12 protein-coding genes are annotated in these 14,364 nt (G+C 65.8%); 6 read left to right on the top strand and 6 right to left on the bottom strand.

Going from position 1 to position 14,364, the window contains the following annotated elements; genetic code table 11:
• Positions 1-121: 121 nt before the first annotated feature.
• The 5 genes from BMW66_RS03205 to hemP form a co-directional block, all read right to left on the bottom strand.
• A complete protein-coding gene (locus tag BMW66_RS03205) occupies positions 122-1,276 on the bottom strand; it encodes an acetate/propionate family kinase (protein ID WP_093115314.1) in 1,155 nt (384 codons plus the stop codon).
• Positions 1,276-2,019: a sulfite exporter TauE/SafE family protein gene (locus BMW66_RS03200; protein WP_093115312.1), complete on the bottom strand. Its 744-nt coding sequence runs from the start codon at positions 2,017-2,019 to the stop codon at positions 1,276-1,278. Before BMW66_RS03200 ends, BMW66_RS03205 begins: the two co-directional genes overlap by 1 nt.
• Positions 2,016-3,491, bottom strand: coding sequence for a MocR-like pyridoxine biosynthesis transcription factor PdxR (pdxR, locus tag BMW66_RS03195; protein WP_093115310.1), 1,476 nt, complete (start codon positions 3,489-3,491; stop codon positions 2,016-2,018). Before pdxR ends, BMW66_RS03200 begins: the two co-directional genes overlap by 4 nt.
• Before the next feature lie 133 nt (positions 3,492-3,624).
• Complete coding sequence (locus tag BMW66_RS03190) at positions 3,625-5,013, bottom strand: aminotransferase family protein (protein WP_093115308.1); 1,389 nt, start codon at positions 5,011-5,013, stop codon at positions 3,625-3,627.
• A gap of 147 nt (positions 5,014-5,160) precedes the next feature.
• Positions 5,161-5,319: a hemin uptake protein HemP gene (gene hemP / locus BMW66_RS03185; RefSeq protein ID WP_093115422.1), complete on the bottom strand. Its 159-nt coding sequence runs from the start codon at positions 5,317-5,319 to the stop codon at positions 5,161-5,163.
• Between the two features lie 252 nt (positions 5,320-5,571).
• Between hemP and BMW66_RS03180 the strand changes: the two genes are divergently transcribed.
• From BMW66_RS03180 to BMW66_RS03155, 6 genes are all read left to right on the top strand, one after another.
• On the top strand, positions 5,572-5,808 hold the full coding sequence (locus tag BMW66_RS03180) for an Lrp/AsnC ligand binding domain-containing protein (RefSeq protein WP_093115306.1): 237 nt from the start codon (positions 5,572-5,574) through the stop codon (positions 5,806-5,808).
• A 39-nt stretch (positions 5,809-5,847) separates the two neighbouring features.
• On the top strand, positions 5,848-7,623 hold the full coding sequence (gene ggt / locus BMW66_RS03175) for a gamma-glutamyltransferase (protein ID WP_093115303.1): 1,776 nt from the start codon (positions 5,848-5,850) through the stop codon (positions 7,621-7,623).
• Positions 7,624-7,716: 93 nt separating this feature from the next.
• The gene (locus tag BMW66_RS03170; RefSeq protein WP_093115301.1) at positions 7,717-9,123 is read left to right on the top strand and encodes an FAD-binding oxidoreductase; all 1,407 of its coding nucleotides are present in this window, start codon (positions 7,717-7,719) and stop codon (positions 9,121-9,123) included.
• A 307-nt stretch (positions 9,124-9,430) separates the two neighbouring features.
• On the top strand, positions 9,431-10,450 hold the full coding sequence (dctP, locus tag BMW66_RS03165; RefSeq protein ID WP_093115299.1) for a TRAP transporter substrate-binding protein DctP: 1,020 nt from the start codon (positions 9,431-9,433) through the stop codon (positions 10,448-10,450).
• A 70-nt stretch (positions 10,451-10,520) separates the two neighbouring features.
• Positions 10,521-11,153, top strand: a complete 633-nt coding sequence (locus tag BMW66_RS03160) for a TRAP transporter small permease subunit (RefSeq protein ID WP_093115297.1) — start codon at positions 10,521-10,523, stop codon at positions 11,151-11,153.
• Between the two features lie 15 nt (positions 11,154-11,168).
• Positions 11,169-12,569 carry a TRAP transporter large permease gene (locus BMW66_RS03155; protein ID WP_093115295.1) on the top strand — a complete coding sequence of 467 codons (1,401 nt, stop codon included), beginning with the start codon at positions 11,169-11,171 and terminating at the stop codon, positions 12,567-12,569.
• Between the two features lie 82 nt (positions 12,570-12,651).
• On the opposite strand, the gene BMW66_RS03150 is transcribed toward BMW66_RS03155, so the two are convergent.
• On the bottom strand, positions 12,652-14,271 hold the full coding sequence (locus tag BMW66_RS03150; protein ID WP_139196113.1) for a hypothetical protein: 1,620 nt from the start codon (positions 14,269-14,271) through the stop codon (positions 12,652-12,654).
• Between the last annotated feature and the right edge of the window lie 93 nt (positions 14,272-14,364).

The raw sequence follows: 14,364 nt of genomic DNA, 5'->3' as shown, positions 1-14,364 counted from the left end.
CCGTGTCCTTTTGCATCTGGTGCGCAGGCTAGGGCAGATTGCCGGAGGGTGCGATAATTTTCTTTGATGCGGCGCGGTTGGGGGATCGGGTTCGCCATTGCCGGGGGCTTGCGGGAGGCTGTCAGCCCTGTGTCAAAAGGGCAAGCGCGTCGGCGGCGATCTGGCGTTCCTCCTGCGCCGGGACGATCCAGGCCGTGATCGCGGAGCCGCTGTCGTGCAGGCGGGGGCGGGCGGCCTCATTCGCGGCGATGCGCGCGCGCAGGCCCAGCCATTCCAGCCCGGCCATGATCCGCGCGCGCACGGGGGCGGCATGCTCACCGATCCCGCCGGTGAAGGCGATGGCATCGCAGCCCCCCATCGCGGCGATCAGGCTTCCGGCGTGGCGAATGGCGGAGTGGCAGAAGTGATCCACCGCGAAAGCGGCCTCTGGCGCATCCGAGGCCAGCAGCGCGCGCATGTCCGACAGCCCGCCCGACAGCCCGCGCAGCCCGCTTTCGCGGTTGAGCAGGCGGCGGGTCGCGTCGATCCCGTCTTCCTCGGCCAGTTGTAGCACCGCGTTGGCATCGATGTCGCCGCAGCGGGTGCCCATGGTCAGCCCCTCGACCGGGGAATAGCCCATCGTCGTGGCGACCGATTGCCCGTCGCGGATCGCGCAGATAGAGGCGCCGTTGCCAAGGTGGAAGGCCAGAAGGCGGCGCGGCAGGGGGGCGCCGGAAATGTCTGGCAGGTGCCGCGTCAGGGCGGCGTAGCTGATGCCGTGAAAGCCGTAGCGGCGGATGCCGGCCCCGTCGAGCGCGGGCGGCAGGGCGTAGCGGGCGGCGACCTCGGGCATGGTGGCGTGAAAGGCGGTATCGAAACTGGCGCATTGCGGCAGGTCGGGCGCGAGATCGGTCAGCGTATCGATGGCGGCGAGGTTGTGTGGGTTGTGCAGCGGCGCCAGCGGCGTGCAGGCGGCGATCTGCGCGCGAATGTCGGGCGTCAGGCGCACCGGCCGGATCAGCGCCCGCCCGCCATGCACGACCCGGTGGGCCGCCGCGCCAAGATTGTCCGGGGCGGTGCCATGATCCCGCAGCGCATTGAGGATGGCGGAAAGGGCGGCGGCGTGATGGGGCAGGGGGATGTCCTGCGCGTCGGAGCCGAGGTGCAGGCGGGGCGCGCCCGTGCCGATCCCCTCGGCATGACCCGAGAGCCGTTCCGACAGGTCGGGGCCGAAGAGCGCGAAGCGGATCGAGGACGATCCGGCGTTGATGACGAGGACGGGGCCGGAGGCGGGCATTACATGACCTTTGCGATATTGAGCAGGGAAAGCGTGGTCAGCAGGAGCACCACGCCGCGTCGGAATTGCGTCTGCGAGGCGATGGCGAAGCCCCGGGTGCCGACCCAGACCCCGAGACCGAGCACCGGAAAGGCCAGCACTACGCCTGTGAGGGTCTCCGGGCCGACAAGGCCGTTGGCCGCCATTACCGGCAGCGCCATCATGTCGAGCCCGGTGAGAAACGCAATCATCGTCGCGCGGAACACGGCCGGGGGGATCGGTTGCGCGGTGAGAAAGGCCGCGACCGGAAGCCCGCCCACCCCGGCGCTGTTGGCCAGTCCGGACAGAAGTCCCACGCCGAGATTGCCACGCCCGCCGATGGCACGGCGCAACTGCCAGCCCGACAGCAGAAACAGGCTCAGCGCGAGGACCATGAGCGAGATCGCCAGCCGCGCCTGATCCTCGCCCAGCCGGACCATCACCGCGATGGCGGGCACCGTCGCCACCGCCGCCCCGACCCAGAGCATCGCGGCGCGCCGCCAGTCGATATGCGGGCCGATGTCGCGCGCCTGAAAGGCGGTCATGGCAATCTCGCAGGCGAACACCACCGGGATGAGCGGCAGGGGATTCGTGGTCAGCGCCGCGAGGATGATGAAGATCGCCGAGAAACCGAACCCCGAATAGCCGCGAATGAAGGCCGCGAGAAGCAATGCGGCGGCCAGAAAGCCCCCCTGACCGGCGGAGAGATCGAAGGGCAGGCTCATGGTGTGTCGCCTGTCATCGTCTGAAGGGTGCCTGCGATCTCTGCCACGCCATCGGAGATGCGATCTGCCGGGATCGAGGAATAGGCCAGACGGTAGAAGTCGCGGGGCCGGTCCGCGCCGTGAAAGAAGGGGCGGCCCGGTTCGATCAGCACGCCGCGCGGACGCAGGGTTTCTGCCAGCCGCTCTGTATCGACGCCGCGGGGGGTCTGCATCCAGAACGAGGAGCCGCCATGCGCGCCGCGCCCGGCGATGGTCAGCCCGTGATCGGCGATCGCCTGCGCCATCACCGCGCGCCGGTCGCGCAGGGCGTTGCGGATACGGCCGATGAGGGCGTCGTAGTGTCCCAGCGACAGGAAATAGGCGGCGGTGCGCATGATATGGCCCGGCGGATGGCGCAGCACCAGCGAGCGCAGGGCGCGCGCCTCGCGGATGAACGGTTCCGGCCCGACGAGATAGCCGAGACGCAGCCCCGGAAAGATCGACTTGGAAAAACTGCCGACATAGATCACCCGCCCGTCGGTATCGAGCGATTTCAGCGCGGGCGACGGCGCGGTGAGAAAGGACATCTCGAATTCATAGTCATCCTCGACGATGAGCGCGCCAAGATCGCGCGCCCGCGCCAGAAGCGCCTCGCGCCGGGCCAGCGGCATGGTGGCGGAGGTGGGGCATTGATGGCTGGGGGTGGTGAAGATCACGTCGGTGCGCGGCGGGATCGCCTCGGGCGGCAGGCCGTCGCGATCCACGGCAAGCGGCGTGAGATGGCAGCGCGACTGGGTGAGAATATCGCGCAGCCCGTAGTAACAGGGATCTTCGATCGCGGCGCGGCGACGCTGGGTCAGAAGGATCTGCGCGGTGAGCCAGAGCGCGTTCTGCGCGCCCAACGTGATCAGGATTTCCTCGGGCCGGGCGGCGATGCCGCGCCGGGGCAGGGTGTGGCGGGCGATGAATTCCACCAGCCGGGGATCGTCCTGATCGTAGTAGTCGGTGGTCAGGGCGGCAAAGTCCTTCTGTCCCAATGCCTGAAGCGCGCACAGCCGCCAGTTGGCGTGATCGAACAGCGTCGGATCGGCCTGCCCGTAGATGAAGGGATAGCGAAAGCGCGCCCAGTCCTGCGGTCTACCCGGGGTGTCGCCGCCGGTGTAATGGCGCCCCAGCGCCCTGGACCAGTCCACCGCATCCTCTGTGCCGCGCGTGGGCGGCGCGGGGGGCGGTTCGGGCGCGTTGGGCGAGACGAAATGGCCCGACCGTCCGCGCGATGTCAGGTAGTCGTTGGCCTGAAGTTCGGTATAGGCGAGCGACACGGTGATGCGGCTGATGCCGAGATGGGTGGCAAGGCGCCGGGTCGAGGGCAGCCTCTCGCCCTGTCGGAAGCGGCCCGAGAGGATGCCTTCGGCGATCATCTGTCGGATCTGCGCCTGAAGCGTACCCTGCGCGTGCGGATCGAGAAAGAAGGTTTCGACGGAGATGCCCATGCGGGCAGCGTAGTCTGGACCTAAACCGCTGGCAATCTGGTCTGATCCGCTAGGAAAGGCGGGCGCCCGACCCGCCCCTGCGGAGGGGCCGGGCCGGGCGGGCCCGGCGTCGCGGGCCAGACCGGTCGAAAGCTCAGCCGAAGACGCGGGTGAGGGCGACGTCCACCGCGCCGGTGATCTCGTCGATGTCATCGGCGCTGGCGATCAGCGCGGGCGAGAAACACAGCACGTTGTTCAGCCCCGGAACGGAGCGGTTGGACGCGCCGATGATGACGCCCTGCGCGTTGCATTCGGCCACGACCTGTTTGACTTGTGCCTCGCTCACCGGCTCTTTCGTGGCGCGGTCGGCCACAAGCTCCGCACCGCAGAACAGCCCCTTGCCGCGCACGTCGCCGACGACGCGATGCTTCTCCATCAGCCCGGAAAGGTTGTCTATCATGCGCGCGCCCATCGCGGTGGTGTTCTCCAGCAGGTTCTCATCCTCGATGATGCGCATGTTTTCCAGCGCCGCAGCCGGGCCGGCGGTGCAGCCGCCGAAGGTGGAGATGTCGCGAAAATAGTTCATCGGGTCGGCGGCGTCGTCCTTGAACATGTCGAACACGGCCTCGGTGGTCACGCAACAGGCGATCGCGGCATAGCCGGAGGCGACACCCTTGGCCATGGTGACGAAATCGGGCTTGATCCCGTAATGCTGATAGCCGAACCAGTGGGTGCCGGTGCGCCCGACGCCGCAGACCACCTCGTCGATATGCAGCAGGATGTCGTATTTGCGGCAGATCTCCTGCACCCGCTCCCAGTAACCCGGAGGGGGCGTGATGACGCCGCCGCCCGCCGTGACCGGCTCAAGGCAGAGCCCGCCGACGGTGTCGGGGCCTTCGGCGAGGATCACCTCTTCGATGGCGTCGGCGGCGCGCTGCCCGTAGTCCTCGCCCGTCAGATCCCATTGCGCGCGGTATTCGAGACAATGGGGCACGCGCACGAAGCCGGGCGCGAGGGGGCCGTATTGCATCGCGCGCTCATCCTGCCCGCCGGCGGACATGGTCGCCAGCGTACCGCCATGATAGTCGCGGTCGCGGTAGAGGATCTTGTGCTTCTTGCCGCCGTATCTCTTGTGCGCGATCTGGCGGATCATCTTGAACGCCTTCTCGTTCGCCTCGGAGCCGGAGTTGGTGTAATAGACGCGGCTCATGCCGGGCATCTTGTCGATCAGCTTCTCGGCGAATTGCGAGCCGGGGATGGAGCCGGCGGACTGCGCGAAATAGCACAGTTTCATAAGTTGATCGTAGACCGCCTTTGCAATGCTTTCGCGGCCATAGCCGACATTCACCGTCCAGACCCCACCGGACACGGCGTCGAGATGTTCCTTGCCGGACTGATCCCAGACGCGCAGGCCCTTGCCCTCGACGATGATCCGGGGATCGGCCGACTCGAACGGTTTGTGCTGGGTGAGGTGATGCCAGACATGCGCCTTGTCGGCGTCGATGACGCGGCTCAGGTCGTTGTCGTTGAAAGTGCCGTCCATGGGTCTACCTCCTGCCGGGCGGGGAAGGCCCCCGCGCAAACGTGACCGCCCCGGTGACCCGGGGCATTTCCTGACTATCACCTTGCGACCGGAGCGTGCAAAGAGATAGGTCCAGTTCCGGCCTTGTGTATATCCAGTTGGGCGGCGCTATTTGGTCAGGATCAGCTTTCCGGCACGGGTGATCCGCAGTGTATAAACCTGATCGCCGAGCACGATCCGCGCAAGCCCTGTGGGGCTTGTCAGTTGTGTGGCGTCATACACCGGCAGATCGTTCTGAAGCGCAAAGCCATGGGTCTGGGCGTTCATCTGTGTCGTCCCCTCTTTGGGCGGGAGGGATATCTTGCGGCGCATCCGCGTATCCTCTTCCGATTCTGCGTTGCTGGCTTCCCTGAGGGGTGGCTGCTCCTTAACTGACAAAAATACTTAGGTATTGTCAAGACGGTTGCCGGTCGCGCGTGTGTGCCACAACCGAGGCGATTCCCGTTGCACAGTCCGCCCCGATTGGGCCAAGCTGCGGCAACATCTGAACGCCGAAAAGGAAGAGAAGGACCGCCGACCGTGAATTGTGTCTTTGTCCAGATCCGTTGCCGCCCCGGCACCACCTACCGCGTTGCCGATGAGATCGCGCTTCGTGAGATTCATTCCGAACTGTATTCGACAAGCGGGAACTTCGACCTGTTGATGAAGCTCTACATTCCGAGCGACGAGGACGTGGGCAAGTATATCAACGACAATCTTCTTGATATCGACGGAATCGAGCGCACGCTGACCAATCTGACGTTCAAGGCGTTCTGAGCGGGAAAGCCGGCGCGGATACGACAGGGAGGATGCGACATGCGAGTCTGGCCGATCATGGGCGTGCTTGCGCTGGCCGTCTGGGGTTTTGGCGCGGCGGCGCAGGAGGCGGCGGATGGCGTCGCGCCGGAAGGGGCGACGCCAGTCGGGACAGCGGCTGCACCGGACCTTGCGTCGGCGCAGGCGGCCAAGGAAGCCGGGCGCCCGATGGAGGCGCAGGAGTGGATGATCGCCGCCGCCCATCCCGAGGCGGTGCGCGCCGGGGCACGGGTGTTGCGCGGGGGCGGCACGGCAGCGGATGCGATGGTCGCGGCTCAGGCGGTACTGGGGCTGGTGGAGCCGCAAAGCTCCGGCCTTGGGGGCGGGGCGTTCCTTGTCTGGTATGACGCGCAAAGCGGGCAGGTCACGACGCTGGACGGGCGCGAAACCGCGCCGCTGGCGGCCACGCCGCGGCTTTTCCAGAATGTTGACGGCTCTCCCATGGGGTTCTGGGAGGCGGTGGTGGGCGGACGGTCCGTCGGGGTGCCGGGCACGCCCGCGCTTCTGGAGGCGGCGCATCGCAGGTGGGGGCGGGCGAACTGGCCATCGCTTTTCACCGACGCCGAGCGGCTGGCGCGCGAGGGGTTCCGCGTCTCGCCCCGCATGGCCGATTCGATTGCGGCGGATGCCGAACGGCTGTCCCGCCATCCGGCCACGGCGGCCTATTTCCTGCCGGAGGGCGAGCCGCTGGCGGAAGGCGCGCTTCTGACCAACCCGGCCTATGCCGAGAGCATTCGGATACTGGCGCGGGAGGGGGCGGCGCCATTCTATACCGGGGCGATTGCGGCGGATGTGGTGGCGGCGGTGCGGCGGGCCTCCAACCCCGGCCTGCTCAGCGCGATGGACATGGCGCTTTACCAGGTGAAGGAGCGCGCGGCGGTCTGTGTGCCCTATCGTGGGCATGAGGTCTGCGGCATGGGGTCGCCGTCGTCCGGTGGGCTGACGGTGGGGCAGATCCTCGGGCTGTCGGAGCCGTTCGATCTTGCGGCGCTCGGCCCGCAGAGCGCTGAGGCGTGGCGGATCATCGGCGATGCCTCGCGCCTCGCGTTCGCCGATCGCGGGCGCTACATGGCCGATAGCGATTTCGTGCCGGTGCCGGTCAAGGGGTTGCTCGACAAGGATTATCTGGCGCGGCGGGCGGAGCTTTTGCGCGGCGATGACGCCTTGGCCGACGTGGCGCCGGGCCAGCCGGAGTTCGATCACGCGCTCAACTGGGCCGACGATAACGCGGTGGAGCTTCCGTCCACGTCGCATATCTCTGTCGTGGACCGATACGGCAATGCGCTGTCGATGACGACGACCATCGAGAACGGCTTTGGCAGCCGGGTGATGGCGCGGGGATTCCTGCTCAACAACGAGCTGACGGATTTTTCCTTCCGGTCGCACTGGGACGGGGCGCCGGTGGCCAACCGGGTGGCGCCGGGCAAGCGGCCGCGATCTTCCATGGCGCCGACCATCGTTCTGCGGGATGGCAAGCCGGTGCTGGTGCTCGGCTCGCCAGGCGGCAGCCGGATCATCGGCTATGTGGCCAAGACGATCATCGCGCATCTCGATTGGGAGATGGATGTTCAGGCGGCGGTGAGCCTGCCGCATCTCGTCAACCGCTTCGGGCCCTATGACCTTGAAAACGAAGGGCTTCGCGCACCGCTTGAGGCGCTGGGATACGAGGTGCGGGTGGGGGCGATGACCTCTGGCCTGCATGCCATTTCGGCGCAGGGCGGCAGGTTTCTGGGCGGGGCCGATCCGCGCCGCGAGGGTCTGGCCTATGGCGAATGAGACCGGGGCGAGGTGGAGGTCTGGCATCTGTCGGCGCGATGGGGTTAGTGATAGGATCAGAGTCGAAGCAATGCCACAGGTCAGGAGGACAGAATGGTTCAGGCCATAGATTTGCCGCGCAACGAACAGGGGATCGCCGCGGCGCTGGACATCCTGAAGCAGACCTTCGGAGATCGGTTCCAGACCGGCGCGTCGGTGCGTGAACAGCACGGGCATACCACCACTTGGATCAAGAACCAGATGCCGGATGCGGTTGTTTTTCCACTGGAAACCGCGGAAGTCGCCGATGTGGTGAAGGTCTGCGCGCGCTATGGTGTGCCGATCATCCCCTTTGGTGTCGGCTCGTCTCTGGAGGGGCATGTGAATGCGCCCGCAGGGGGAGTCTGCGTCGATATGAGCCGGATGAACAAGGTTCTGGCGGTGCATGCCGAGGATCTCGATTGCGTGGTGCAGCCGGGGGTGACGCGCGAGGATCTCAACACCCATCTGCGCGATCAGGGCCTGTTCTTTCCGATTGATCCGGGGGCCAACGCCTCTCTGGGCGGCATGGTGGCGACGCGGGCGAGCGGGACGAATGCCGTGCGTTATGGCACGATGAAGGACAATGTGCTGTCGCTTGAGGTGGTCATGCCCGACGGGGAGGTGATCCGCACCGCCAGCCGGGCCAAGAAATCCTCGGCCGGATATGACCTGACGCGGCTGATGATCGGATCGGAGGGCACGCTTGGCATCGTGACCGAGATCACCTTGAAATTGCAGGGAATTCCAGAGGCGATGTCCTCTGCGCGCTGTTCATTCGACAGCGTTCAGGCGGCCTGCGAGGCGGTGATGACGACGATTCAATACGGGCTTCCGGTGGCGCGGATGGAGCTTCTCGATACCATGTCGGTGAAGGCGGTGAACGCCTATTCGGGGCTCGACCTGCCCGATACGCCCTTGCTTTTGCTGGAATTTCACGGCTCGGAGGCGGGGGTGGCCGAACAGGCGGAGATGTTCGGCACCATCGCCGAAGAGAGCGGCGGCAGCGGCTTCGAATGGACCACAAGCACCGAGGAGCGCACCAAGCTCTGGCAGGCGCGGCACGATGCCTATTGGGCGTCGATCCAGCTTCGGCCGGGGGCGAAGGGGATCTCCACCGATGTCTGCGTACCGATTTCGCGGCTAGCCGAATGTGTGCGCCAAACACAGGAAAAGATTGCAGAATCCGGGTTCATCGCGCCGATCATCGGGCATGTGGGGGACGGCAATTTCCACACCCTGCTTCTGGTGGATATGGACAACCCCGAAGAGGTGGAAAAGGCCGACATCTTCGTGGGCTGGCTCAACGATCTGGCGATCTCCATGGAGGGCACCTGCACCGGCGAGCATGGTATCGGGCAGGGCAAGAAACCCTATCTGATCCGGGAATTGGGCAAGGCGGTGGATGTGATGGCGTCCATCAAGGCGGCGATTGATCCCGACAATATCATGAACCCCGGAAAGATCGTGCCGCACGCCTGACGGACCTGTGGCCGCGAATTGGGTTAAGCCCTTGATTTCACTGAAAACGCCACGTCGGTAAAACGTCGGTATTTTGTCGGTATCGCGTCGGTGCCGCCTGTCCGGACCGGCCCGGTTAACGGCGCGTTCGGCGCAAAGGCGTTAAGATCGGGTAAAAAAAGTGCGGCGAGGGTGCGGTGGGCCGGCTCCCACCCCTGCGGAAATCCGCAAGGCGGCGCGCTGTGCCCGCGCGGTTTTTCTCATGGTGCGATACGCGGGATTTCATAAACTATCCCCGTCCAACGGATGAATATCAAGGGAGGAACCTATGAAACGACTGCTAAGCAGGGCGGCGGTGGCCGCGCTGGCCGTGTCCTTTGCGGGCGAGACGCTCGCCGAGGAATGGAATGTCTCGCTCTGGGGCAAGCGCCGGGCCTTTACCGAACAGGTCGAGAAGCTGGCCGAGCTGGTGAGCGACAAGACCAACGGGGAGTTCACGCTCAACATTTCCTATGGCGGGCTGTCGAACAACCGCGAGAACCTTGACGGGATCTCCATCGGGGCGTTCGAGATGGCGCAGTTCTGCGCCGGGTATCACCGCGACAAGAATCCGTCGATCACGGTGCTTGAGCTTCCGTTCCTTGGCGTGGAGACGCTGGAGCAGGAGCGCGCGCTGTCCATGGCGCTTTACCAGCATCCGGCGGTGAAGAAGGATCTCGCACGCTGGAACGCCACGATCCTGATGCCTTCGCCGCTGCCGCAATACAATTTTGCCGGTGTGGGCGAGCCGCCCGAGACGCTTGACGCCTTCGAGGGGCTGGCGGTGCGGGCCACCGGCGGGATCGGCGCGGCGATGGAAACGCTGGGGGCGGTGCCCACCTCCATGTCGGCCACGGAGGTGCGTCAGGCGCTTGACAGCGGCGTGGTGAAGGCGGTGTCCTTCGCGCCGCACGCGCATATGTCCTTCGGCATCGTGGAAAAGGCCGAATGGTGGACGACCAACCTCAACCCCGGCACGGTGAACTGCCCGGTGGTGGCCAATACAGATGCGCTTGAGGGGCTCAGCGATGAGCATCGGGAGGCGCTTATTGGGTCCATCGAGGAGGCGCTGAACCATTATATCGACTACTACCAGAACCAGACGATGGCGAAATGGGGCCCGACCCTCGATGAGCGCGGGATAGAGCGGATCACCTATCCGGACGAGACGCTCGCCGCCTTCGAAGAGGCCGCGGCCGCCCCGGCGGCGCAGGCGTGGATCGAGGAGAATTCCGCGCGCGGGCTTCCGGCGCAGGAGCTTTACGATTTCACGCTTGAGACGCTGGCGGAACTCAAGTCGGTGAACTGATCCGGCTTCGGATCGAAAGGCCCGTCCCCAGACGGGGGCGGGCCGATTGCACAAGGGGAGGGGGTGCGCGATGTCGGGATCGTCGCTCGTGCTGTCGGACGACAGCCGGCTGAGCCGAATCGACAGATCGCTCTACCGGCTTGAGCGCGTATTCGCGCTTCTGAGCGGGTTGGCGGTGTTTTCACTCATGTTGCTGGCGGTCGCCTCTGTCGGGGGGCGCAATGGCTTCGGACAGCCGCTGCCGGGCTATGTGGACTGGATCGAGCAGATCATGCCGCTGGTCGCCTTCATGGGCATTTCCTTCACCCAGCGGGACGGCGGGCATATCCGCATGGATATTCTGGTTGGCCAGCTCAAGGGGCGGTGGCTCTACGCCGCCGAATTCGTCACCACGGCGGCGATCCTGCTGCTGATGGTGCTGCTGGTCTGGGGCACATGGGCGCATTTCGACCGGAGTTTCGATTTCGCCGCGCCGATGTGGAGCCGGGACAGTTCCATGGACATCGCGCTGCCGATCTGGCCGGCCAAGCTTCTGGCGCCGGTGGCGTTTTCGGTGATCTGCGTGCGGCTGTGCCTGCAATTGTGGGCCTATGGGCGGGCATTGATCACCGGGACGGCGCACCCGGTGGCGGTGCCTCTGGTGATGAGCGCGGCCGAACAGGCCGCGATGGAGGCCGAGCATGTCTCGGGCCGGGACGTGTGAGCGGGGGCGATGGCAATGGAACCGATTGATATTGGCCTGGCCGTGACCGGCGGGTTGCTGGTTCTGGTGGTGCTCGGAATGCGCGTGGCGTTCGCCGCGGGTCTGGCCGGGATGATCGGGCTGATCTGGATCTTCTGGGCGAAGAAGGGTTACGCGGGCGAGGATTTCGGCTGGGCGCTGACGGTGGCGGTCAAGACGGCGGGGCAGGTGCCGCATTCCAAGGTCTCCAGTCAGGCGCTCAGCCTTATTCCGACCTTCATCATGATCGGCTATCTGGCGTATTACGCGGGACTGACGCGCGCGCTTTTCGAGGCGGCGAAACGCTGGATCGCTTGGGTTCCGGGGGGGCTTGCGGTGTCCACCGTCTTTGCCACGGCGGGGTTCGCGGCGGTGTCGGGCGCGTCGGTGGCCACCTCGGCGGTGTTCGCGCGAATCGCGATTCCCGAGATGCTCAAGATCGGCTATGACAAGAAATTCGCCGCCGGCGTGGTGGCGGCGGGCGGCACGCTGGCGAGCCTGATCCCGCCCTCGGCCATCCTCGTGATCTATGCCATCATCGTGGAGCAGGACGTGGGTAAGCTCTTGCTGGCGGGGTTCCTGCCGGGGATGTTCTCGGCGCTGGTCTATGCCCTGCTGATCGTGGGGCTGGCGCTGACGATCAAGGGGTTCGGCCCGCCGGTGGGCGGATTCACATGGCGCGAGCGTTTCGTGTCGCTGCCGCCCGCGCTTCCGATCCTGTTCGTGGTCGTGACGATCATCTTCTTTGTCTACAACCCGTTCGGCGGTGACGCATGGGGCACGCCGACCGAGGGCGGGGCGATCGGCGCCTTCGTGGTGTTCCTGATGGCGCTTTATCGCGGGATGCGCTGGACGGAGTTGAAGGACGCGCTTCTGGAGACGGCGAAGCTGTCGGTGATGATCTTCACGATCATCTGGGGGGTGCTGATCTATGTGCGGTTTCTGGGCTTCGCGGATCTGCCCGGCGCCTTCGCCGACTGGATCACGGGGCTGTCGATGTCGCCCATGCTGATCCTTGTGTGCATCCTTCTGGCCTATGCGGTGCTGGGGATGTTCATGGATGCCATCGGGATGCTGCTGCTGACGCTGCCTGTGGTCTATCCGGCGGTGATGGCGCTCAACGGCGGGGAGTTCGTGAGCGCGGCGGACAGCACCTTCGGCATGAGCGGGCCGATGTGCGCGATCTGGTTCGGCATCCTCGTGGTGAAGATGGCCGAGTTCTGCCTGATCACGCCGCCCATCGGGCTCAATTGCTTCGTCGTGGCCGGGGTGCGCGACGATCTGAGCGTGCAGGACGTGTTCAAGGGGGTGACGCCGTTCTTCATCGCCGACGGGGTGACCATCGCGCTGCTGGTGGCGTTTCCGGCGATCGTGCTCTGGCTGCCGGGACAGGTGTGAGCGGGGCAGGGGCGCCGCCCCTCTGCGCCTTGCGGCGCATTCACCCCGAGGTATTTGACCCGAAAAGACGAGGCGGGGCGCGTCAGCGCCGGCGCGCGTCGAAACGGTAGGTTGCAGTGAGAGCCACGCGCGCGTCGTCCTGTGCGACCATCGTGCCGATGCCGTAGCGCCCGATGGCATTGGTGGCGCTCAGGTCGAGGTCGAGCCTGCTTCCGGGCACGCGGTAGCGCACGCCCGCCGCCCAGACCAGCGGATCGCCGTCGTTGACCGGCGTGACCTCCGCGATGGCCTGAAGCCCGTTGGCCAGCTCATAGTTCACGCCGAGGCCGACGCCGAATTTCCGCTCGCTTCCGAAGGCGGCGAATTTCGGGTTGGCGGTCAGTGCGAGGCGGTCGTTGGCCTTCCACATCACCGGCATGCCGAGATAAAGCACGCCGTTGAGGCTTGCCGATGTGTCGCGCCCGATCAGCGCGCGGCCCGAGAGCGAGACCGGGCTGCCGTTGTTCTGATCGAGAAAGCGCAGCTTGACGCCGAACATGTAGCGCCCGCTCAGCGAGGGGATCTGCGAGGGGGTGGCCACGCTGCCGTCGTCGGCCACCTGGTCATAGGCGAATTCCATTTGCCCGTCGTAGTCGGGCGAGAATTGCACCGCACCGGAATAGCCCCCATCGGTGCCGAAGCCGAGGCTGCCCAGCACCGCGCCGGGGGTGAGCGTGTCGGCGGAGGTGAGCGTGTAGCCGTCGTGTTGCAGCGCCTCCTGCCGGCGCGAGAGCGGCTCTGCGGGGGTACCGCGGTAGTTCGGGCGATAGCGTTCCGACCGGCCGGGCGTGTAGGTCACGGTGGCGCCGATCATGGTGGTGTCGGCGTCCGGCAGCATGCCGATGATCGAGGTGGCCGGAGTGCCGCCCATGCCGTTGGTCACGAACAGGTCGAGCGTCGTCTTGGGCGTGACGTTGAAGGCGGCGCCCAGCGTCCAGATCGGCTTGTTGGTCAGGGTGCCGGCGCTGGTGACGGTATTGCCGTTCTCACCGAAGGGCATGTTCACCGAGCCGTAGGTGAGCCAGCGGCGGTGCGGCTTCCAGCTTGCGCCGACGCCGAGCATCGGGATGGTGCCGAAGAAGTCGTTGCCGTTCATGTTGTCGGTAAAGACCGCGATGCCGGGCGTGAGGTGGAACCTGAGATCGTTGCCCGCGTTGTAGGAGATCGGCAGGTGCAGCGAGCCGATGACGTGATCGGCATCCGAGCCGCCGCCGGAGCCGAAGATCGCGGATTCATAGCTGAAATACTCCAGCGAGGCGGCGGCGTGCACGCTCCAGCTTGCGTCCTCGTAGAAGCGGTATTTGCCCTGCAGCGCATAGGAGGACATCAGCACGTCGGGGCTTGCGCCGGCCACGGGGTTGATCGTGGGATCGCGGTGATAGCCGATGGAAAAGCCGAGCTGCGTGCGCGGCGTGACGCCGAAATCCATCCCGCCCATGTAGATCTGGTTGCCTGTCCCGGCGGTGGCGACCTCTGGGTTGGTCTGGATCGCGCCGGTCCACATGCGCCAGCCGTTCTTGTGGATCTGGTTGCCGGTCTCGAAGGTGCCCTGCCGACCGACATGTTCCTCAAGCGGGCTGCGCAGATCCTGTGCGGGCGCGATTGTGCCTGCCAGCGTCAGGGTGAGGGCCGCAACCAGTGACGTTCCTGTCGATCCGTTCATCGAAAACCCCATATGAAATGCGTGATGCCGGCCCGGGCCGCTCCGTCCTGCCTCTTGCCTAGCATGTCATGCTGGCCGCGTGCCACGTCATTT

Source organism: Salinihabitans flavidus (assembly GCF_900110425.1).
In the GTDB taxonomy this organism is placed as follows: Bacteria; Pseudomonadota; Alphaproteobacteria; order Rhodobacterales; family Rhodobacteraceae; genus Salinihabitans; species Salinihabitans flavidus.
This window is presented reverse-complemented; position numbering and strand designations above follow the sequence as displayed.

Bases quoted from the DNA above. Each gene is read 5' to 3' on its own strand.
- BMW66_RS03155 (WP_093115295.1), top strand. From the start codon at position 11,169: ATGGAACCGATTGATATTGGCCTGGCCGTGACCGGCGGGTTGCTGGTT.
- BMW66_RS03190 (WP_093115308.1), bottom strand. From the start codon at position 5,013: ATGGACGGCACTTTCAACGACAACGACCTGAGCCGCGTCATCGACGCC.
- BMW66_RS03150 (WP_139196113.1), bottom strand. From the start codon at position 14,271: ATGAACGGATCGACAGGAACGTCACTGGTTGCGGCCCTCACCCTGACG.
- pdxR (WP_093115310.1), bottom strand. From the start codon at position 3,491: ATGGGCATCTCCGTCGAAACCTTCTTTCTCGATCCGCACGCGCAGGGT.
- BMW66_RS03205 (WP_093115314.1), bottom strand. From the start codon at position 1,276: ATGCCCGCCTCCGGCCCCGTCCTCGTCATCAACGCCGGATCGTCCTCG.
- ggt (WP_093115303.1), top strand. From the start codon at position 5,848: ATGCGAGTCTGGCCGATCATGGGCGTGCTTGCGCTGGCCGTCTGGGGT.
- BMW66_RS03200 (WP_093115312.1), bottom strand. From the start codon at position 2,019: ATGAGCCTGCCCTTCGATCTCTCCGCCGGTCAGGGGGGCTTTCTGGCC.
- hemP (WP_093115422.1), bottom strand. From the start codon at position 5,319: ATGAACGCCCAGACCCATGGCTTTGCGCTTCAGAACGATCTGCCGGTG.
- BMW66_RS03160 (WP_093115297.1), top strand. From the start codon at position 10,521: ATGTCGGGATCGTCGCTCGTGCTGTCGGACGACAGCCGGCTGAGCCGA.
- BMW66_RS03170 (WP_093115301.1), top strand. From the start codon at position 7,717: ATGGTTCAGGCCATAGATTTGCCGCGCAACGAACAGGGGATCGCCGCG.
- dctP (WP_093115299.1), top strand. From the start codon at position 9,431: ATGAAACGACTGCTAAGCAGGGCGGCGGTGGCCGCGCTGGCCGTGTCC.